This window comes from Methanoculleus horonobensis (assembly GCF_001602375.1).
GTDB classification, from domain to species: Archaea; Halobacteriota; Methanomicrobia; order Methanomicrobiales; family Methanoculleaceae; genus Methanoculleus; species Methanoculleus horonobensis.
The window spans coordinates 82,301-101,553 of record NZ_BCNY01000008.1 but is presented as its reverse complement, the minus strand read 5'-3'; the positions used below and the strand labels follow the sequence as shown (position 1 = coordinate 101,553).

The 19,253-nt window shown below is 53.6% G+C and carries 17 protein-coding genes; 3 read left to right on the top strand and 14 right to left on the bottom strand.

From position 1 onward, the window contains the following. Nucleotides 1-55 precede the first annotated feature (55 nt). From pseI to MCUHO_RS01595, 8 genes are all read right to left on the bottom strand, one after another. Nucleotides 56-1,108, bottom strand: coding sequence for a pseudaminic acid synthase (gene pseI / locus MCUHO_RS01630; RefSeq protein WP_067072660.1), 1,053 nt, complete (start codon nt 1,106-1,108; stop codon nt 56-58). 48 nt (nt 1,109-1,156) lie between these two features. Then, entirely contained in the window at nt 1,157-2,713 is a 1,557-nt protein-coding gene (gene pseG / locus MCUHO_RS01625) for a UDP-2,4-diacetamido-2,4,6-trideoxy-beta-L-altropyranose hydrolase (RefSeq protein WP_067072658.1), read from the bottom strand. Nucleotides 2,714-2,849: 136 nt separating this feature from the next. Next, entirely contained in the window at nt 2,850-3,998 is a 1,149-nt protein-coding gene (locus tag MCUHO_RS01620) for an N-acetyl sugar amidotransferase (RefSeq protein WP_084385875.1), read from the bottom strand. Nucleotides 3,999-4,002: 4 nt separating this feature from the next. Continuing rightward, on the bottom strand, nt 4,003-4,671 hold the full coding sequence (locus MCUHO_RS12205) for a pseudaminic acid biosynthesis-associated methylase (RefSeq protein WP_235808122.1): 669 nt from the start codon (nt 4,669-4,671) through the stop codon (nt 4,003-4,005). Between the two features lies 1 nt (nt 4,672). Beyond that, nucleotides 4,673-5,404 carry a cytidylyltransferase domain-containing protein gene (locus MCUHO_RS01610; RefSeq protein WP_067072652.1) on the bottom strand — a complete coding sequence of 244 codons (732 nt, stop codon included), beginning with the start codon at nt 5,402-5,404 and terminating at the stop codon, nt 4,673-4,675. A gap of 15 nt (nt 5,405-5,419) precedes the next feature. Further along, nucleotides 5,420-6,568: a UDP-4-amino-4,6-dideoxy-N-acetyl-beta-L-altrosamine transaminase gene (gene pseC / locus MCUHO_RS01605; protein WP_067072649.1), complete on the bottom strand. Its 1,149-nt coding sequence runs from the start codon at nt 6,566-6,568 to the stop codon at nt 5,420-5,422. 23 nt (nt 6,569-6,591) lie between these two features. Then, nucleotides 6,592-7,575: a UDP-N-acetylglucosamine 4,6-dehydratase (inverting) gene (gene pseB / locus MCUHO_RS01600; RefSeq protein WP_067072647.1), complete on the bottom strand. Its 984-nt coding sequence runs from the start codon at nt 7,573-7,575 to the stop codon at nt 6,592-6,594. A 93-nt stretch (nt 7,576-7,668) separates the two neighbouring features. Continuing rightward, nucleotides 7,669-9,399: a CDP-glycerol glycerophosphotransferase family protein gene (locus MCUHO_RS01595; RefSeq protein WP_084385861.1), complete on the bottom strand. Its 1,731-nt coding sequence runs from the start codon at nt 9,397-9,399 to the stop codon at nt 7,669-7,671. A 435-nt stretch (nt 9,400-9,834) separates the two neighbouring features. Here MCUHO_RS01595 and MCUHO_RS13095 point away from each other — a divergent pair, with 435 nt between their 5' ends. After that, nucleotides 9,835-10,254, top strand: a complete 420-nt coding sequence (locus MCUHO_RS13095; RefSeq protein WP_084385860.1) for a DapH/DapD/GlmU-related protein — start codon at nt 9,835-9,837, stop codon at nt 10,252-10,254. Nucleotides 10,255-10,715: 461 nt separating this feature from the next. On the opposite strand, the gene MCUHO_RS01590 is transcribed toward MCUHO_RS13095, so the two are convergent. The 4 genes from MCUHO_RS01590 to MCUHO_RS01575 all read right to left on the bottom strand — a co-directional run bounded on the left by MCUHO_RS01590 (nt 10,716) and on the right by MCUHO_RS01575 (nt 15,875). Further along, complete coding sequence (locus MCUHO_RS01590; protein ID WP_067072640.1) at nt 10,716-11,807, bottom strand: N-acetyl sugar amidotransferase; 1,092 nt, start codon at nt 11,805-11,807, stop codon at nt 10,716-10,718. Nucleotides 11,808-12,417: 610 nt separating this feature from the next. Beyond that, nucleotides 12,418-13,509 carry a non-hydrolyzing UDP-N-acetylglucosamine 2-epimerase gene (gene wecB, locus MCUHO_RS01585; RefSeq protein WP_067072639.1) on the bottom strand — a complete coding sequence of 364 codons (1,092 nt, stop codon included), beginning with the start codon at nt 13,507-13,509 and terminating at the stop codon, nt 12,418-12,420. Then, entirely contained in the window at nt 13,506-14,945 is a 1,440-nt protein-coding gene (locus tag MCUHO_RS01580) for a nucleotide sugar dehydrogenase (protein WP_067072638.1), read from the bottom strand. Before MCUHO_RS01580 ends, wecB begins: the two co-directional genes overlap by 4 nt. A gap of 15 nt (nt 14,946-14,960) precedes the next feature. Further along, nucleotides 14,961-15,875: a Gfo/Idh/MocA family protein gene (locus tag MCUHO_RS01575; protein ID WP_067072637.1), complete on the bottom strand. Its 915-nt coding sequence runs from the start codon at nt 15,873-15,875 to the stop codon at nt 14,961-14,963. A 243-nt stretch (nt 15,876-16,118) separates the two neighbouring features. Here MCUHO_RS01575 and MCUHO_RS01570 point away from each other — a divergent pair, with 243 nt between their 5' ends. Together MCUHO_RS01570 and MCUHO_RS01565 are read left to right on the top strand one after the other, a co-directional pair. Then, nucleotides 16,119-17,564 carry a flippase gene (locus tag MCUHO_RS01570; protein WP_235808121.1) on the top strand — a complete coding sequence of 482 codons (1,446 nt, stop codon included), beginning with the start codon at nt 16,119-16,121 and terminating at the stop codon, nt 17,562-17,564. A 46-nt stretch (nt 17,565-17,610) separates the two neighbouring features. Beyond that, a complete protein-coding gene (locus MCUHO_RS01565) occupies nt 17,611-18,078 on the top strand; it encodes a GNAT family N-acetyltransferase (protein ID WP_235808120.1) in 468 nt (155 codons plus the stop codon). 12 nt (nt 18,079-18,090) lie between these two features. Here MCUHO_RS01565 and MCUHO_RS01560 read toward each other — a convergent pair whose 3' ends face one another. Together MCUHO_RS01560 and MCUHO_RS01555 are read right to left on the bottom strand one after the other, a co-directional pair. Continuing rightward, the gene (locus MCUHO_RS01560; protein ID WP_067072631.1) at nt 18,091-18,543 is read right to left on the bottom strand and encodes a DUF5814 domain-containing protein; all 453 of its coding nucleotides are present in this window, start codon (nt 18,541-18,543) and stop codon (nt 18,091-18,093) included. Continuing rightward, nucleotides 18,540-19,163 carry a DUF2150 family protein gene (locus MCUHO_RS01555; protein WP_067072629.1) on the bottom strand — a complete coding sequence of 208 codons (624 nt, stop codon included), beginning with the start codon at nt 19,161-19,163 and terminating at the stop codon, nt 18,540-18,542. Before MCUHO_RS01555 ends, MCUHO_RS01560 begins: the two co-directional genes overlap by 4 nt. Nucleotides 19,164-19,253 lie beyond the last annotated feature (90 nt).

Here is a 19,253-nt window from a genome sequence, read left to right as displayed (position 1 = left end):
CGATCAAATCTTCTAAGATCAGTTTTCAGTCATATTCAGGAGCACTGCCCAAATTTTACCTTTTGCCCACCACAAAATCCCAACTCATCGGTGTCCCCCTTACTACATCCCGGATAACTCTCTTGCCTAGAAGCACCTCATAGTACTTCGGCGCCAGACCCAGGCCGGGACGCACGCAGCGCAGGTTCTCACGGGTGAGCACGTCACCAGCCTTGAGGTCCTGGGCGATATAAAGAGAGCGGCGGAAGATCAGGGACTTCTTTTCCGCATCGCTCGGCCCGTAGGCAACGTTCCCCAGCGACTGCCAGGCGCGCTCCGTCTCCACCACCAAGGCATGCAACTCCTCCGGTTCCAGCGAGAACGTGCTGTCCACCCCACCGTCAGCGCGGCGGGTCGTGAAATGCTTCTCGATCACCGTTGCGCCGTGGGCTACCGCCGCGACCGCCGCACCGATGCCCATGGTATGATCGGAGAGGCCCACCTCACAGCCGAATAACTCCCGCATGTGGGGAATGGTGACCACGTTGCTGTTCTCCGGCGTGGCCGGGTAGGTGCTGGTGCACTTGAGCAGCACCAGATCACGGCACCCGGCCTCCCGGGCGGTGCGCACCGCCTCATCAATCTCGGCGAGCGTGGCCATCCCGGTGGAGATGATCATCGGCTTGCCGGTGGCTGCCACTTTCCGGATCAGCGGGAGGTGCACATTCTCGAAGGAAGCAATCTTGTAGGCCGGTACATCCAGTTCCTCAAGAAAGTCGACCGCCGTCTCGTCGAACGGCGTGGAGAAGCAGATCATGCCGAGTTCCCGCGCCCTCTCCATGATCGGTACATGCCACTCCCACGGCGTGGAGGCACGTTCATAGAGATCGTGCAGGCTGCACCCCTTCCAGAGACTCTGCTCGTCATCGATGAAGAACTCCCCCTCGTCAATGTCGAGCGTGATGGTGTCGGCGGTGTATGTCTGGAGTTTGAGGGCATGGGCACCTGCTTTTGCTGCCGCATCAACGATCTCCAGCGCTCGATCTAGGGACTCGTTATGGTTTCCAGACATCTCCGCGATGATGAAGGGAGGAGCGTCTGGGCCGATTCTTTGATGTGCGACCTTCATGGTATCCTTTATTCTCCTGCGATGTACGCATAGTTCCAGTTATCCTCATCAGAGCAGACGTTGATACGCAATCCCCTCCCCATCTGACAGGGTATCAAAGCCAAGCGTTTCAAAAATTCTGCGCGAAGGCAGGTTGTCTGACTTCACTCTGCCAAGAACGAGTGCACCCGGATGTTCAGATCGCATTTTTAACAGAGCTGCTTCGAGCAGTGGCCGACCGAAGCCTCTATTGCGGAACTGGGGTGCAAGTGAATAGCTGATTACCCAGGCCTGCTCTTCTCTCTCAAACCGTGCCTGCCCCATGGGGATTCCCTCCTTGGTCTCCACAATATAGAGATGGCAGCCGTCCAGATCCCGAAGCCGGCTACGGTACCACCGGCGGTGTTCCTCCACAGGGATGGGGTCAGATGAAAAGGAGTTCTGTCGTGTTTCCGGGTCGTTTGCCCAGGCGAGGAGCAACCCTTCATCGGACAGGCGGGCATGACGCACTAAAAGTGGTGTTTCCGCAGTTATGGTCAAAGCGGCACTAACGCGCTTCGTACCTGTACCGTCTACAGTGGCTCGACAGCACAGGGACCATTCTTCATCAATGCTCCCTTCAAACAGTTCAGCCAGAGCCAGTCTGATACTCTGTTCAGACACTTCATCTTTATGCCCCAGCCAGCGCACCAAGCCCAACCGTTGAAGCTCATCAGCAATCGGTCGCTGGTTCTCCGCAAGTGTCACAACGAGTGCAGGAAGCCCGAGGCACAGTCGTTCCCAACTGGTCGTCCCGGCCGCGCCGATGGCAAGGTCGGCTCTCGCCATAAGCGGTGCTAGGGTCGGGAGGTTGCTGTGCAGATGAACATTGGCATGCCCCGCTGCTTGAGCCCGGATCCCCGGAGCATAAGGACTACTATCAGAGATCACGACATCAACATCGATATCAGGGCGATTCAGGCTCAGGAACGCCACTAACGCGCGACCGGCCAGGTTGTCGCGGTCTGCCCCGCCAAATGAGAGGAGGATACGCTTGACCGGCCCCTCCCGCGGCGGGATGCGGCCGTGCAGTTCGGCATAGATTGGCTGCAGGAGGGCGTATTCCGGCCCCAGCAACAGGTGACAATCCTCCGGCACCTTGGTGGCATAGCGAGTCTGCATATCTGCAAAAAGGTTCTGGTCCAGCAGCAGATCGCAGTCGTGAGCCCGGTCGGCGAGGTCGTCGATGACAAAGATCCGTCCTACTAATGGGCGGAGAGCACGCTCCCAGCGAGAATCAAGAGCGTAATGATCCACCACCAGCCAATCGGGTTTGACGCCCAGAGTCTTGATAATAGAACCGGTCTGGTCGGCGTCTTCCTGCCATGTCGCTCCGAGCCAGGCGGCGTGGGCCGGGGTTGCGGGGGCTTCAAATTTTCTGTCTGCCGCTGGAAGGCGGTGGATGATAAACCCTTGTTCTTCGATCAGGTCACAGAAGTGGCCATCGTGCTCGCGGAAGATAAATGAGACTTCAGCGCCTTTCTTGGCTAGGGCGTTGGCCAGTGTGAGACAACGTATGACGTGACCGGTACCGATGGTGTGCGAAGCATCTGTGCGAAAGACGAAGCTTGGGGGTATGCACTTCACCTCCTAGGAGTTGCAAAATTTATGCATGTAAGCATTCCCACACAAACGAAGCGCTTTCCTGCCTCGGCAAGTATTTGCTGAGTAAAATGAACCATACTTACACCTGTGGCAGATGAAATCATACATATATCCCATCCTATAGATTATCGTAATTGATTTTTATCAGATTCCCATCTTTGTCTTTAATCAGATTACCCGTACTGTCTTGACGGAAAAGTTTTTTGTTGGTAAATTTATCACAGATCTGAATAAATTCGTCAACTGTTAGTTCCAGGGGTTTCAGAATGTTCTCTAAGGGTTTACCAAGATAGTTCCAAGGAAACTTTCCATCGTGTTTTTTTACTATTTCCAGCGCATCTTGACGGGTTAGACGCCCGCGCCTTACTTGCATACACGCTAAATCTGTTGCGTGCCCAAAGCCAAATTTCAAGAACTTGAAATAATCGTGAATACCTGTTTGATAGTTGTCTAGATTTTCATAGTTTACCATGGAGCCCTCCACAGTTTTATGGTATGTGGTGAGACCATGAGCCTGTGCGATCAGTGCATTTGATAAACCATCCCATGGCAGATAATAGCCTAAAAAGAGGCCTGTCACTCCGACATGCGCAAGGTCTTCGTCTGAGGGGTATGTATATGCAAGAAGGTGCCGATGGTCAATACCATCGATGCCAACTACATCAGAAATCCGTAACCCAAGTAACCCCCCAAACCTCTCAAGCCATCTACGATTAAGGATATTACTTTCGGCTGTTGCAGCAGGACCACCATATTCATTCTGTGGATTCTCCCCCCAAATAATCAGGGGCACATTGAATTGCACTGCTGCCCGCACCGGGATGGTAAAAATGCCGATATGTTCTGGCCATGATATGTCCCCTACCTGCTCAAGTCCAATTCTGTTGAGTTTAGCTCGAATTAATGGGTTCGGAGAAAACTCCACATAGTCGACTCCCAGATGTTTCAAATTCTCTATATTTTTTCGACCTATATCGGATAGATCACAGGTTGTCGAGGTGACACAGAGTGGATTCATGCCTAACTGGAGCATACGAATGACTTGGTAGGTGCTATCTTTTCCACCACTCACAGGGACTATACAGTCCCAATTACTGCCATCGGGTTGACGGTATTTTTCGAGAATCTGTAATAATTCTCGTTTTCTTTCGTCCCAATTAATCTCATTCCTTCGCTCATAACTGCGGCAGGCATTACAAACGCCCTCCGTATCGAGTTGTAAATCGGGCTTTGTGTCCGGCATCACGCATCGTGTGCAGTATTTCATCATTTTATCCTCTCTTCTCTAACAAAAACCATGTAATGTCATCTTGCGGGTAGTTGGGATCACGATGGTAGACAAAACCGTAGTCAGTGAGTTTGAGATCGGGGTAACGCTCCAGGATCTCCCCGCAAAAATCACGTTTGAACAGGCGACCACTGTGGCCTCGATAAGGAACTTGAACTGGACTTGGATTATAGTACTCGCAGATGAGCAAATATCGACCAGTTGCACGGTACAGCGCATCATATACCTGTGGCAAATAGTCTGGATTAATATGGATCAGGACTCCCTTTACCAAGACTAAGTCATACTGTTGTACAGCAGAATAATCGAGAACTGATGCATGGAATACGTTTTCTGGCGGAAGTAGCGTACGTAATTCAGCCACGGCAGTCTCGTTAATTTCAATAGCAAACTGTTCCTGCTGTGGATAGAGAAGCCTTAATGCCTTAAGGTTCATACCGATATTTGCTCCAAACTCTATACAATCCCTGGGCTTATGAGCGGAACGCAAGGCTTGGCTAAAAAAGACAAGGTTTGAAGCTAAAAGTTCCGCACCCTGGTTACGTCTTATATACTCTGTTCCGAACTCACCGGCCCAGAAAGACTCCTGTTCTGTCTTAAATTGATTAACCATGTATTTACATCTCCATTTTGTTGAAATACTATCTATCATCTCATTCTATCGTCTTTTGCTTGATATCACTATTAATCTCCATGATCTCTGGATGCTGATCCAGATACTCGATAGCATCCATCCAAGTGAACCGATCGTTCCCAAAGTGACTGTATACGGCACGGATGAGCGCGAGATCCTCAGGTGTGTCCAGTGTCCATCGATGATGCGAGAGATCTACTTCATTGGCAGCCTGATGAAGCCGGAATATTTCAGGGTTCTGGTAGATGTACGGAGTTACGTGCTCTCGCAACGCAGGATCGTTATCCTCCCTCCATGCATGCTCGAGGGCTTCAAAGGTCATCACCTCAACATCAAGGCCACGCGGGAAGGTGCGCGGCGAGAGAGTGTTTGAGGCATAGTCGATCGTCTCTCTAAGGCTCAGAAACTCTCCTATCACTTTGTCGATGACCTCTGGATCGATCATCGGACAGTCAGAGGTGATACGAACAACAACATCGGCATTAAACGCCTGTGCAGCCCGGTAATACCGGTCGAGAAGATCGTTCTCACTTCCCCGGAAACACTGCCACCCTTCCCCCTCGCAGAGCGCGGCAATCGCGTCATCCTCGGGTTTGATGGTGGTCGCAATCACAACCTCGTCGATACACTTTGCACGCCGGATTCGGTTGATGGCTCTGGTCAGCACCGGCTTCCCGAGAAGATCTTTCATCACCTTGCCCGGGAGACGTGTGCTCCCCATCCTCGCCTGAACGATAGCCACCACATGCATATGTAGAGCACCCTCTTATATCGAAATTTTCAGGTCTGATTCTGCTTCGTGCAACCGAACAGAGACATACTCCACATCCTCATCGCTCATACCCGGATAGAGAGGTAAAGTTATTATTCTGCTGAATATATCCTCAGTGCTCGGGAAAGTATTGGCGTTCTGGGGATAGTGCCTCTGGTAGTAACTGAATTTATAGGTGGGGATATAATGAACGTTGACACCGATCCCCCGTTCTTTCAGGTAGGGGAATAGAGTGCTCCGTTCAAGCCCTTTGAGCAGAATCGTATAGAGGTGCCACCCATGAGTCACGTGTTCCTGGGTCCGGGGAAGGTCAAGCCATTCCAGGTCGGATAGAGCCCTTGTGTACAATGCTGCAAGTTCGTTTCTCCTCTCGATAAAGGAGTCAATCTTCCTCAACTGAGATACGCCCAGCGCTGCCTGAATGTCGGTCATCCGGTAGTTACGACCGAGGAGTTGCATGTCGTATCCCCATGACGCCCCTTCACCGAACATATCCCCTACGTCGCGGGTAATACCGTGGCTCCGGAGCAGCCTGAGTTTGGCATAAAGCTCCGAATTCTCGGTGACCACGGCCCCTCCCTCCCCGGTGGTTATGGGCTTTACTGGGTGGAAACTGAAAACTGTCATATCGGCGAACGTACCGATCTTACGGCCTTTGTACGAAGTCCCGAGTGCATGGCATGCATCTTCAATGAGCAGAAGGCCATGTTCCCGGGCAATCTTCTCGATCTCGTCGATCGCGCACGGGTGCCCGGCATAGTCAACGTAGATTATTGCTCGGGTTTTTGAACTGATCCGTTTCCTTATCTCATCCGGATGAATATTCCTCGTTATGGGATCGATATCCGCAAAGATCGGGATATGACCATTATAGAGGATAGCATTACTCGTGGCGGCAAACGTGAACGGGGTTGTGATAATCTCGCTGCCTCTCGGGAGATCGAGAGCCTGGACTGCGATATCCAGGGCACTCGTGCCGCTGTTCACCGCGACAGTATGCCGGGCGCCAACGTAACTGGCAAGTTCCTTTTCAAAGAGATCGACAGCCGGTCCCGTCGTGAGCCAGTCGCTCTTCAACACCTCTACGACGGACAGAATGTCGTCGTCGTCGATCAACTGATGCCCATATGGGATGAACCGCATTGGTCTCGTCACCGCCGCGCAATCTACGAAATATCCACCATTGACATCAGTTTATCAGCGTCGAGCCAGATCGGATTGCTCTCGCTCGAGTACCGGAATCCTTCGGGCAGTGACTTCCCCTCACGGCCGTTGTTCCGGCTCCAGATCTTCAGCTCGGGCTCTATAACGAAGTAGTCCCTCATATCCTTCGAGTGCCGGGCTTCATCTTCAGTGAGGAGAACCTCATGGAGTTTCTCGCCGGGACGGATACCGATGATCTCGACTTCGCAGTCTGGTGCAACAATTTTCGCCAGATCAGTAATTCTCATACTGGGAATCTTAGGGACAAAGATCTCTCCACCTCTCATCGTCTCTATACACTGGGCAACGAATCGAGCGCCCTGTTCGAGCGTCAGCCAGAACCGAGTCATACGTTCGTCGGTTATCGTCACCCGCCCCTGTTTTCTCTGTTCCAGGAAGAGTGGTATGATGCTTCCCCTGCTCCCGACTACATTCCCGTAGCGGGTGCAGGCAAATCTCGTGTTTCTTTCACCGACATAGGCATTACCTTGTACAAAGAGTTTCTCTGCAACCATTTTGGTTGCACCGTAGAGGTTGACTGGGTGTACTGCCTTGTCGGTGCTCAACGCCATGACTTTTTCGACGCCGTTGTCGATGGATGCGTTAATGATATTGGATGCCCCGTCGATGTTCGTCTTTACAGCCTCCATAGGGTTGTATTCTGCCGCAGGCACCTGCTTGAGCGCGGCGGCATGGACGACGATATCGACATCGTTCATCGCGCGATAAAGGCGATCTTTATCCCTGACATCACCGATAAAGAAACGGAGGCGCTCATCCTGAACATTCTGTTGCATTTCCCACTGGAGCAGTTCTCCCCGCGAGTAGATGCGGACGCTGTCGGGGTTCCACTCCTTAAGCAGGAGCGATGTAAACATTTTTCCAAACGAGCCTGTGCCACCCGTCACGAGGATGGTTTTACCATCGAAGCAGGACATCATCATCATAGTCCACGTTTTGGGTAATTAGTTTAACGGATGTTATTCATTTGAAAGAGATTAAAAAACAAGGAAAATGCAGAATTAAGAATCTTCAGCACATCATGAACTCTGCCGGTAGGCTGTCTTTGTCTCTCTTGTATCTACACATTCTTCAATAAGATCAACAACGCGCTCTGCTGCCTTTCCATCAACTTTGTAGAGGTGCTTCCGGATAAACTCTTCTCTGTTCCGTGCCAGACAGGAATCGTCACATAGGAGTTGCTCTATAGTCGGTTTAAGATCTTCAGGCTTATAGACGCCGTATGCAACACCCTCCTGAACATAATTTACAATATCTGGTTGTCCACCAAGATTCATCACGATCAGCGGCTTTTGAAGCGCAACGGCTTCAAGCCCTATTGTTGAGTTAAGTAACAGGACAAGATCGCTTGCGGCGAGCAACCCTAACGTATCTGCATCTTTGCCAACAATATGGGCATCAATTGAATACTTCCTCAGATGCTCCTGGATCATTGTATTATACCGTTTCGGCTCTCCCGGATGCTGTTTAATGATGAGTTGTACATCCTCAATTAATGACATACTCTCAAAGACCGCCTGAAAATTCAGTTCGTTCTCAGAATCAGAGATGCCGTGGCACTGCGTCGTCCATAACACAATCTTTTTTGAAGGATCCAGATGCCATCTTTCAATCAACTCTGAGCAAGCCGACTGTGAAATCAGATTAATCATCCGATCATACCGCGGCTGGCCGGTGACAACGACAGCACTCTCCGGATATCCTCCTACCTGAGTCAGCAAATCTTTGTGGTACTGACCATATACTGCAGTAACGTCGGCAGTGGGCACGAAAGGCGTTTTCACAGAGAGATCAGGTGAAACCTCGCCAGCCTGATATATGTATCCTTTATGCAATTCGTAGATAGCGCCGTGCTGGATTGCGACACAGGGAATACCCTTTCTTTTCGCTGCTACGACGAGGGCCCGCTCAAATACACTGTATTCGTCCTCAATGACGACGGCCACCGGTCTGACCCTCTCAAGCATAACTTCGGCCATGGCTATAAATTTGGCAAACTCAGCGAAGACATATTCCGGCCTGTCATACGCAAAGTAGTTCTTGATTTTTTCCCGGATGTTCCTGTCCGGATCCCCTGGAATCTCTAAGAGTTCAGCAAGTTTCCTATCGTCCTTCAGGACATCCCACACCCTTCTGAAATGATGCTTCGCCTTGTATCTCACCCTCCCTATCCGGAACCGGAAGAAGAGGTTAAACGGGATGTGGAGCACGTCCCGATGTTTGCACTTGCTGATGACGACCCGGATCGACGGGATATATGGGCACTTCAAGGGGTATGTCGAGACGACCCTGTAATTTCCTTTTTCATTGAGTTTTTGAACGATCGCATGAAAAAACTGATCCGAAAGGATTGGTTTGACCAGGTCACCTGCATAAAATGTTCTCCACTCGATATCCGCCCCTGTGATGAGAACTGTCTTTCCCTCCTGCCCCAACAATTTAACTTGCCTTGTTCTGTTAAACCAAAGGAGCGTCAGGTATGCGAAGAGCGCAAGAAGATAATCGCTGAGATAGTAGATCTGGCGGACAAGTGCCTTGAAATGTCTATTTGACTTAATCGTATGGTAGAATCCCGCTTCTTCGTCAGAACGTTCGTACTCCCGATGGAGTAAATAGAAATGGAACGCCATATCAGCAAACCACCAGAGTGCAACGTCATCATATGTGGTAAGCTCTAACAGGGTCTTTCCACAGGTAAGTTTAGTATTTTTTAGTCGGTTGACATAAGCCATAACTGTTTCTGGTTGCATAATTCCTCGTGGTACAAGTATTTCATGTCCACCATTTTGTTTACTTGGGGTCCATTATCCAGGTCTTATCTTCTAGTAATGAAACTAAATTAGGGTTTCGTAAAGATGCAACTGGCGGATAACCAGAGATACAAGTGCTGAAAGTGTGAATCATGATTGCTCGGGAAGTAGGACTCAAGAGGTTGCTATACTTCTGGTGCAGTCTTGTGAACAGCTGAAACAGCCAAAACCATGCAATGGGTTTTAGGAGACATCCTGTAGAGACAAGAAAGCTTCCTGAAAGAAGATTTCCGGATGATCCTCCACAATAGTGGTGAATGTAGTGAACTGAAGAGGACTGCACTTGGAACTCGTGCACTAAGAGAGTATGAGAACTAATCGGGGATTTTAATACTGTGCACTTCAAAGTATTACAATAAGTGGGGTCGACATCTAATGACCATTCTGGATTTCATGCGATATCATATTATCAATTCCGCGATAAATACATACTGGTGCGTTAAAAAGCGTTTTTCGCTTCGTCTTCTCCTGTGTGATGTGAATTGCCGGGAGATCCCGGAATCCACCTGGTTCGGTCATCCATATGGGATTACCATCCGAGACGGCACCAGATTTGGGAAGAATTGTACCGTCCGGTCGAATATCACCATCGGACAGAAATCAACTGAAGAAGAACGTGCTATCATCGGCAACAATGTTCAGATTGGCGCCGGTGCGATCATCCTTGGACCAGTTCACATCGGTGATAACGCTATCATTGCCGCTGGTTCTGTGGTTCTCACTGATATTCCACCCAATACAACATACATTTCTAAACACATAATCGAGGCAACCCCCCATGCAGATTTTCACTGACATCTTCACACGCAGCAATACAGTGTATACGCTCTGCAACGAGTGACAGTACAGGTACTCTTCGAAGAATCCGAAGTAAGCCGATTCTAGGATCGTCCGAGAGGAAGCAAGAGATGTGCATCCCGCGCCCCTTTGAGGATGAGCCCGCATCCCACGTGAGCCGACCAAAATACGTGCTCATTTTCATCAGCGAAGAGATTCGCTTATCGCAAACGCTTGTCGACGGTAGATGTAGGGTCCCCCGCGGATCTCCTTGAGTTTCTGGCGTGCCTCGCTTTTCAGCACCGTCGAGCAGCCACATACGAGCCCGATCTTCCGCACAGATAATATTAGGATTATAAATTATCATTATTTCCTCTTGCAGTGAGGGATGTGAATATGGAGAGGAAAGAAAATTTTTTCTAACTCATGTAGATCTCAGGATCGGAAAAATCGACTGAACATAAATATCGACACTCCACCTAATACCTCCACGGGGATATCAGGTACGTGAGTATACGATGGAAACGTGAGTGATGGTCGTAATCGAAGTTCCGCTTTGGAACCGCATTGATGATTGAGTCCATCTCCTCCTCGGTCAACCCGAGTGTATCAAGAATAAATGCCCGATCTTTCGCTTCCAGCTCAGCCGGATATATTGATTTCGTCATTTTGTTGAACGCTTCTCCTCTTGTCATCTGGCCGGACAGAACAAGCGTTGCATAGTCGGTAAGTCTCTTGTCGATGTTGAACTTTCTGGGTAGCAGAAAGGCAAAGGCCCAGCGAGTGAATATCGACTCGAAATGATGTCCACCGTAGTACTCCCAACCGAGTTCCCTCTCCAGAAGCGGATCCACATCACTATGGTGGTAATCCATCCAGTAAAGCGGACGGATCTCCCGGATACCTTTTCGGTACCACCTGAAAACGTCACTGATAGTTCGCAGAGGGTAGTGGTTCAGGTTCATTGTTCCATATTGCCTATGTATGTCACGGATGAAGCGCTCGTCATCGTGGAGTGACCATTCTATTGATCCCTGCCCCTCTGTTCGGAACGATGAACCACTAAAGACATATTTTATATCGTTCTCCTCTGCGATGTTGTATAATATCGTGACAAACGCATGGTCGGACGGGATGTCAACAGAGGGCACCGATGCAAAAAGGAAGGCTCTCTGAAGATCCTTAAACTCCTCCCATTCGACGGTGTGGTTGTGCAGGTCGACATCAAGTTTCCGGCAGGCATTGTTTATGTTTTTCACCGCGATCGAAGTGTCCATCCTGTTATCGACATGAACGGCAAGCGGATTAAGGCCCCACTGTTTGAGAAGATATAGGGTATATGTGCTGTCCCGGCCTCCGCTTACACCCTGGATGCAGTCGTACTCCTGATTCTTCCCTCTCGACTTCACCTTTTCGACCAGAGAGCGCAGTTTCTTCTGATTTTGTGTATTGGTGGCGTATTTACTGCATCTTCTGTCGTACTGGTGGCACTGGTTGCACACACCATCTTCATCAAAGTAAATATTTGGAAATGTATTATCTAGGATACAGCGAGAGCACGTCTTTTCCATATGACAAATTCTGTTGTAATATGATAAAATAACTCTGAAAGATGCTTTCAAGTGCAGATGATTCATATACTATGCAATGAGGATGAAGAGCAGGCAAATCTACACACCTAGAATAACCTAGAATAACCTAGAATAACCTAGAATAACCTAGAATAACCTAGAATAACCTAGAATAACCTAGAATAACCTAGAATAACCTAGAATAACCTAGAATAACCTAGAATAACCTAGAATAACCTAGAATAACCTAGAATAACCTAGAATAACCTAGAATAACCTAGAATAACCTAGAATAACCTAGAATAACCTAGAATAACCTAGAATAACCTAGAATAATGGTGGATATGTCGTCGGTCCGCATCCAGTTCCGATAAAGATCAACCTCAATATTACGCTGGGATGAGATACCCCGATGGTAAGCGATATTCAGAACATATTCGTGTAATTCTAGAATTAGATGTAGTATCTCAAAAACAGCATTGCTGCCTTGTTGTGGATAAATGCCGCTAAATTCCCTCCTCTCGCAGCAGATGAGACCTTGAGTTTGGGCGGCCGGCATCACCCACGGTCATTTCTCACAGTTAATTGGCCATCTCCCGGAACGGGGGTTTCAGGGGATATTCGGTGTCTCCCCGGCATTCTGGTGCCGGATGAGGATCTCCCCGATCAAAGCACTGGCGTTTCCGTTCCCGAATACCTCTGTCTGCTGTGATTCGGGCGAAAAATGCCGAATAGCATCGATGATGCTCTCCCTCTCCGCCCCCACAAGCATGTTCCACTCGGCCTCGACCGTCTCAACCCACTCGGTATTCTCCCGGAGGGTGATGCAGGGGACGCCAAGCATGTAGGCCTCCTTCTGGACTCCGCCGGAGTCGGTGAGGATTTTTTCCGCGTGCGCCATCAGGTGAAGCATGTCGAGGTAGCCGAGCGGTTCGATGACCCGGACGTTCTCCGGCATCTTCGTAAGAAGGCCGTGTTCGCCGAGGTAGCGCCGTGTCCGGGGGTGGACCGGGAAGACGACCGGTCTTTCAGCCTCCCCAAGCGCGCTGAGGATGGCAGCCATATTCTCCCTGCTATCGGTGTTCGACGGCCGGTGGACGGTGACGACGAGGTAGCCCCCGGGTTCGACCCCGACGTCCTCGAGGATCCGGGAGCGCTCTTCCGCGACCGCGCGGTTGTAGTTTATCGCGTCACACATCACATCCCCGACGAGGTGAACGCCCTCCGTGACTCCCTCGGCCGCGAGGTTTGCAACGGCGGTCTCCGTCGGGCAGAAGAGGAGGTCGGATGCGTGGTCGGTGAGCACCCGGTTCACCTCCTCGGGCATCCGGCGGTCGAAGCTCCGGAGCCCTGCCTCGACGTGCGCCACCGAAATGTGGAGTTTTGCCGCCGCAAGCGCGCCCGCGAGGGTCGAGTTCGTGTCGCCGTAGACCATAACGATGTCGGGCTTCTCCGTCTCAAGAACGTCCTCGATCGCCCCGAGCATCGCCCCGGTCTGGCGGCCGTGGGTCCCGGAGCCGATGCCGAGGTTGTAGTCGGGCTTCGGGATGCGGAGTTCCTCGAAGAAGATCTCTGACATGCCGTGGTCATAGTGCTGTCCGGTGTGGACGAGGATCTCCTCGTGCTCCTTCCTGAGTTCCCGGGAGACGGGAGCGCACTTGATGAACTGCGGCCGGGCGCCGACGATCGATACGATCTTCATGGTAACTGCCGAATCGGATGGTTGTTTTTGTCGCCGCGGCCGATGCCCTTGTAGACGAAGCCTGCCCGGATGAAGGCGTCCGGGTCGACGATGTTCCTGCCGTCGACGATGACCGGATGCTCTTTCCCCGACAACTCCTTCACCCGCACCGGTTCGAGAGAGGCATAGTGGTGGTGGCCGGTGAAGATGGTGACGACGTCCGCGCCTTCAAGAGCCGCGTCCAGGTCGTGCGAAACCTCTATCCCCGGATACCTCTCCACGAACGGGTCGTGAACCCGGACTTCCGCTCCCGCCTCCTTCATCTCCGCGAGGTAAGGCTCCGCGGGGGTGTTCCGGGTATCGTCCGAGTTCTGGATGAACGCCCACCCGAGGAGCGCGACCGTTGCACCATCCGGGGATTTCCCCGCCCGCTCGAGCCCCTCGAGGGTCAGGTGAACCATGTGCCGGGGCATGAACTCGTTGATCATCCGTGCGACGCCGAAGATCGACTCGGCCCCGTGCGGGTACCAGAGGTCGCCGCCGAGAACCTGTGCGCCCCGTTCGAGGTGCCAGGAGTCCTTCGTGAGACAGTGGCCGCCTACCCCGGCACCCGGCCAGAGAACTGCCCGGGTGATCCCCTCTCCCTTCAAGGAGTCAATCCCGGCCCGGACGTCGTAGACGTTGACGCCCATCGCCTCGCAGTGCAGCGCCAGCTGGTTTGCGGCGGCGATCTGGAGGTCGCGGAAGGCGTTCTCGGCGGTCTTCGTCACCTCGGCAGCGGTCGCGGTCATCGGGATGATCTTCCCGGTCGTCAGGACCGGACGGTAGAGTTCGATCGCCCGCGCCGTCGAGACCTCATCGATCCCGCCGACGATCCGGTCGTGCTCCCGGATATTGCGAAGCAATCGTCCGACCATCACCCGTTCGGGAGCGTGCGCGAGGCAGAACTCTTCCCCGGCGACGAGCCCCGACTCCTCTTCGAGGATTTCGCGGGCCATGCGCTCGGTCGTGCCGGGGGTGACTGTCGACTCGAGAACCACGAGCGTGCCTTCCGCGAGGTGCTTTCCCACCTGCCGGAGCCCCTCGATCAGGGCCGAGAAGTCGGGAATCAGGTCTTTTTGATCCTTAAACGGGGTCTGGATGGCGAGTGTCACCGCGTCGCACGCCGCGATCTCGGAGAAGTCCGAGGTACACCGGAACTTCCCCGCGCCGACGACCTTTCCGAGCAGTTCTTCCAGCCCCGGCTCTTCGCCCTTGAGCGGCGACTCTCCCCGGTTCAGCATGGCTACCTTGTAGCCTGAGGACGGTGAATCCCGCTGGAACCCCCGGACGAACTCGAATTCGGGTGCGTCCGCAAAGAGCGCCGCAGCGGGGATGCCGACGTAGCCCATGCCGACGACACCGATATTCCTGATCGACCCAATTCTATCGATGATCGACTGTAATTTGCTCTTCATTATAAATACCAACCTTCAGGCCGCAAAACACCGCGCGACATCCTCGCAGATCTCCATATTCAGCAACGCCTGTGCGGGACTGACGGGGAACTGCCTTTTTCGGACAACACAGTCGAGGAACGTCGAGAGTTCGAGCTTGAGCGGCTCCTGCTTGTTGACGAGCACCTTCTCGATGATGTTCTCCTGGACATAGCGTTCGTCCTCGACCGCATACTGCCCGGGCTTTCTGTGGATGTAGATCTCCTGGGCCATGAAGTCTCCCTCGACGGTGAACTCTTCCTCCTCGATGTAGATCATACGGATCTTCTTCGAGGATTTCCTGCTTGCCGAGAGGTAGACCGGGGTGCCTCCGAAAGAGAAGAGTGCGCTGCAGACATCCTCGTTCCCGCTTCCGGCGAGGTGGTAGGTGCCCTCCGGGAGGAGGACGTTACGCATGATGTCCACATCGTGGATCATCAGATCCTCGACGACCGAGGAACCGCTCACCCGGGACGAAGCGGGGTTATGCCGCTTCATCTCGATGTAGAGGGGATTCTGGACGATCTTCTTGATCTCGGGGACGATCGGGTTGAACCGCTCGATGTGCCCGACACCGGCGACGAGGCCCTCGGGGATCTTCGCGATGAGCCGTTTCGCCTCCTCCGCTGTCGCGCAGACCGGCTTCTCGATGAGCAGCGGCACCCCGGCCTCGAGGATCTGCTCTGCAACGGAGAAGTGATAGGGCGTCGGTACGCAGACGCTCACCGCATCGACGTTTTCGAGCAGGTTCTCAAGCGTCGGGGAGGCCGTTGCCTCAAAGGCGCCGGCAAGGTCGCGGGCCGCCTTCCCGTTGAGATCGAACAGGTGAAGCGAGTCCACCGCTTTCATTTCCGAGTATACACGGGCGTGATTCCTGCCCATCATTCCAACACCGATAACCCCTACGTCCAAGTTTTTCACCACCGGTTATTGTGACCCTCTTTTGGAACACTCAATTGTGCTACTACACATCAGCGCTACTCTATTACATTAGCACCGCTCCGCCATGACGTTATCGCGACCCCCGCTCCGGGACCAGCACCTCCCCCTCCCGGATCACGGCCGCCTTCCCCGCTCCCCGGTTCAAAAGCAATAAGGCTTCTCACGGCGAAACCACTGCTTGTGTCCCGCCCCTCCCGGTATCTTGCCCGTGTCATGCGCATCGACCCCGTCCAGCGCCAGAGTGTCATCAGCCTCGCCTCGACGCTGGCCCTCACTGCGATCGGGTTCCTCTCCACGATGTTCTTCACTCATACTGTCGGCCTATCGATACTGGGCGCATACTTCATCTTCGTCGCCTACTACAGCGTTTTCAACCTGCTCGGGGACGGCGGGTTCGGGGGGGCTGTTGTAAAACGGATAAGCGAGGGGGAAGACCAGAACGCATATTTCACGGCGTTTTTCGTCCTCAGGGTCGTGCTGGTGGCCATCTCGGTCGGGTTCCTCCTCATCATACGGCCGTATATCCCCGACCTTGCCTCGCCGGAAGTCTTCCTCTGGCTGATCGTCGCGCTGATCGCCGGTGCCTTCACGAGTATCGCCTCGAACAGCGTCTACGGTAGAGGGAAGGTCGGCATCAACCAGATCGGCAGCCTGATCGACAACGTGATTCGGGTCTTCGTTCAGGTCGTTGCGGTCGTCCTCGGCTACGGCGTTGCCGGGCTTGCCGGCGGTTTCGTCGCCGGTCTCCTTGCGGCAGGGCTCGTCAATTACCGCTTTCTGGATCTCTCGCCGGCACGGTTTCGCCGGTCACACATCCAGAGCCTCTTTGCCTTCTCGTTCTGGACGTTCCTCAGCGCGAGCGGCTACCTCGTCTTCTCGTACGCCGATACCATCATGATCGGTTACTTCCTGACCGATGCCGACGTCGGCATCTACCGCGTGGCACTCCAGCTCACCTCTATTGCAACGTTCATCACCATAGCGCTCCGTACCACCCTCTACCCGAAGGTCAGTTACTGGGGGAAGCAGGACGAACTCCCTCTGGTGGAGCGTGCGCTCGCCCGTGCCTTCACCTACTCGCTCCTGCTCGCTGTCCCCGTCGTTGCCGGGGGCTGGCTTCTCGGCGAACGGCTCCTCTACTTCTTCTACACGGCGTCAGCCACCGCAGGGGCACCGGCTCTCGCGATACTCCTGCTCGTTCAGGTCGCTCACGTTTTCATGTTCCTCCAGACAATGTGCCTGAACGCTCTCGACCGACCGCGTGACTCGTTCCGGGTGACGGTGATCGCGGTTACAGCGAACATCGGCTTGAACCTCCTCCTCATCCCGGCATATGGTATCGTCGGGGCGTCTGTGGCCACGCTCGTCACCATGGTGCTGAACGCGGCACTCGCCAACCGCGCCCTCTCCCGGAGCATCCGCGTGCGGATAGAGCGCAGAGCCGTAGGACACATCGTCCTCGCCGCGCTCGTGATGGGGGCCGTCGTCGCGGTCTACTCGTTCGTCATCCCGCTCACGAACGTCTTCGTCGTCCTCGGAGCGGTTGCGCTCGGCGGTCTGGTCTATATCCTGGCTCTTCTCAAGATCGACCGGGGAATCCACGACGAACTGAAGGAACTGACCCGGGGTCTCGGCATCCCCTGGCCGGATCTGCTCTGAGACCGGGCGGGGCTACCCGTCCGGTTAAAATACCTGGTGCGGCAATGTGTGGCCATACCTGGAGAAGACGATGGAGAAAGAGGTTCGTGAACTGCAGCCGGGAGAGTTTCCGCTTGCAGAGAGAGTCTGGACGCACTACCGCGGCCAGAAGGCCGACCCGGCGCGGGAGAGGATATTCGGTGTCTTTGTCGACGGAGCCCTTGCGGCAACGGCCCGCTGCACCCTTCACTCGGGCGGCCTCGAGATGGACTGCGTCTTCACGCTGGACGAGCACCGCGGACACGGCTATGCAAAGGAGGCCGTGCAGATCCTCCTCGACGAATGCGGCTCCGAGACGATCTACATCCACTCGACGCTCCCCCTGATCGGGTTCTACGGGAGACTCGGGTTCGAACCCATCCCGGAGGCGAGACTGCCGGAGAGTATCCGGGAGCGTTTCCTCTTCTGCTTCGGGGAGATGGCGGGGTGCAACGTCGCTCCCATGATGCGGAACCCCGGGAACCGGGCACAGTAAGAAAAGAGAGATTTAGTGCTCGATCTTCTTGATGTGCTCGATGGCGTTCTCCGCCAGTCTCTCCCGCCCCTGCAGTTCGGCGACGTCCCGTATCGCTTCGAGCATGTGGACGGAGTCCTCGAGAAAACTCAGGATATCGGCGGGGTAGAGATCGAGCCCGTATTCTTCGAGGAGGTGGGCGCTGATCTGGCGGTGATCGAGCCCCAACTCCCGAAACTCGATGATGGTGAGGGTGAACTTCCTCTCCGGGCACCCGCAGAAGGGTGCGTTCTTGCATTTGCAATCCATGAAGTCGCGGAAAAAGGCCCGGAGCTGCTCGTGCGTCCGGCGATCGAGGTTCTCGAAGTCGATTGCCTTCCCGAGCGACTCCAGAAACGCGCCTGAAAAGACGTGATCCGGGAGCCGGAACCCTGCTGCCCGCTCAAGTTTCCGTGCCGCCCGAAACCGGGCTTTATCCGCTATCACGACTCGCCGGGCTCCTCGTCGAACTTCGCGAGCGACTTCATGGCGTTGCTCATGGTCTCGATCTCGATGAGCCACTCGTCGAAGAGGCCGGGGTTCTCCACGTTGTCCTTGATGTACTTCGCGCAGCAGGTGGCGCCGTCGACTACGGCGGCCCCGATATTCGCCGCAACCTCGAGCGCTTCCTCGAGGTTCTCCTCGTCGATGCCCTTGCCCTTCTTCACGAGGGTCTTGATGTCCTTGTCGAATTCGCCTTCGAGGTACTTCCGGCAGGCGGTGAAGAGCACCAGCAGCGAGAGCTGGAGCGACCCGATGATATCTTCGAGTTCTCCCTCGGGAAGTCCGGTCATGACGATAAGCTCCACGTCGTCGAGTTTCTCCGTGGCCTCCTCCTTCGTGAACCGGCCGTTCTGGTGGAGACGGATGATCTTCAAGACCGAGAGGGTGATATCTTCGGTGAAACTGAAGAGCATCTGCTCGCCCTCCGAGACCTCTTCACCTTCGGGGGGCTCGAAATTTGCTTCCTCCAGCGTCTTGATCCAGTTGTCCCAGCGCTCCTGATTGTAAAAAATATAGAAGAGTTTCATGGGTTCTGCCTGTTTGGCACTCGCTTTCTTCGCCATATCAGTACACATTCTGAGTGCCTCTGTTAAAAATCATTTGCTCTTCGTGCAGAAATCGGGAATTGGCGCGATTCGCGAACATTCATCTAG

Coding starts and splice junctions, on each gene's coding strand:
- pseI (WP_067072660.1), bottom strand. CDS start 1,108: ATGAAGGTCGCACATCAAAGAATCGGCCCAGACGCTCCTCCCTTCATC.
- MCUHO_RS01620 (WP_084385875.1), bottom strand. CDS start 3,998: ATGAAATACTGCACACGATGCGTGATGCCGGACACAAAGCCCGATTTA.
- MCUHO_RS12205 (WP_235808122.1), bottom strand. CDS start 4,671: ATGATAGATAGTATTTCAACAAAATGGAGATGTAAATACATGGTTAAT.
- MCUHO_RS01610 (WP_067072652.1), bottom strand. CDS start 5,404: ATGCATGTGGTGGCTATCGTTCAGGCGAGGATGGGGAGCACACGTCTC.
- pseC (WP_067072649.1), bottom strand. CDS start 6,568: ATGCGGTTCATCCCATATGGGCATCAGTTGATCGACGACGACGACATT.
- pseB (WP_067072647.1), bottom strand. CDS start 7,575: ATGATGATGATGTCCTGCTTCGATGGTAAAACCATCCTCGTGACGGGT.
- MCUHO_RS01595 (WP_084385861.1), bottom strand. CDS start 9,399: ATGCAACCAGAAACAGTTATGGCTTATGTCAACCGACTAAAAAATACT.
- MCUHO_RS13095 (WP_084385860.1), top strand. CDS start 9,835: ATGACCATTCTGGATTTCATGCGATATCATATTATCAATTCCGCGATA.
- MCUHO_RS01590 (WP_067072640.1), bottom strand. CDS start 11,807: ATGGAAAAGACGTGCTCTCGCTGTATCCTAGATAATACATTTCCAAAT.
- wecB (WP_067072639.1), bottom strand. CDS start 13,509: ATGAAGATCGTATCGATCGTCGGCGCCCGGCCGCAGTTCATCAAGTGC.
- MCUHO_RS01580 (WP_067072638.1), bottom strand. CDS start 14,945: ATGAAGAGCAAATTACAGTCGATCATCGATAGAATTGGGTCGATCAGG.
- MCUHO_RS01570 (WP_235808121.1), top strand. CDS start 16,119: ATGCGCATCGACCCCGTCCAGCGCCAGAGTGTCATCAGCCTCGCCTCG.
- MCUHO_RS01555 (WP_067072629.1), bottom strand. CDS start 19,163: ATGGCGAAGAAAGCGAGTGCCAAACAGGCAGAACCCATGAAACTCTTC.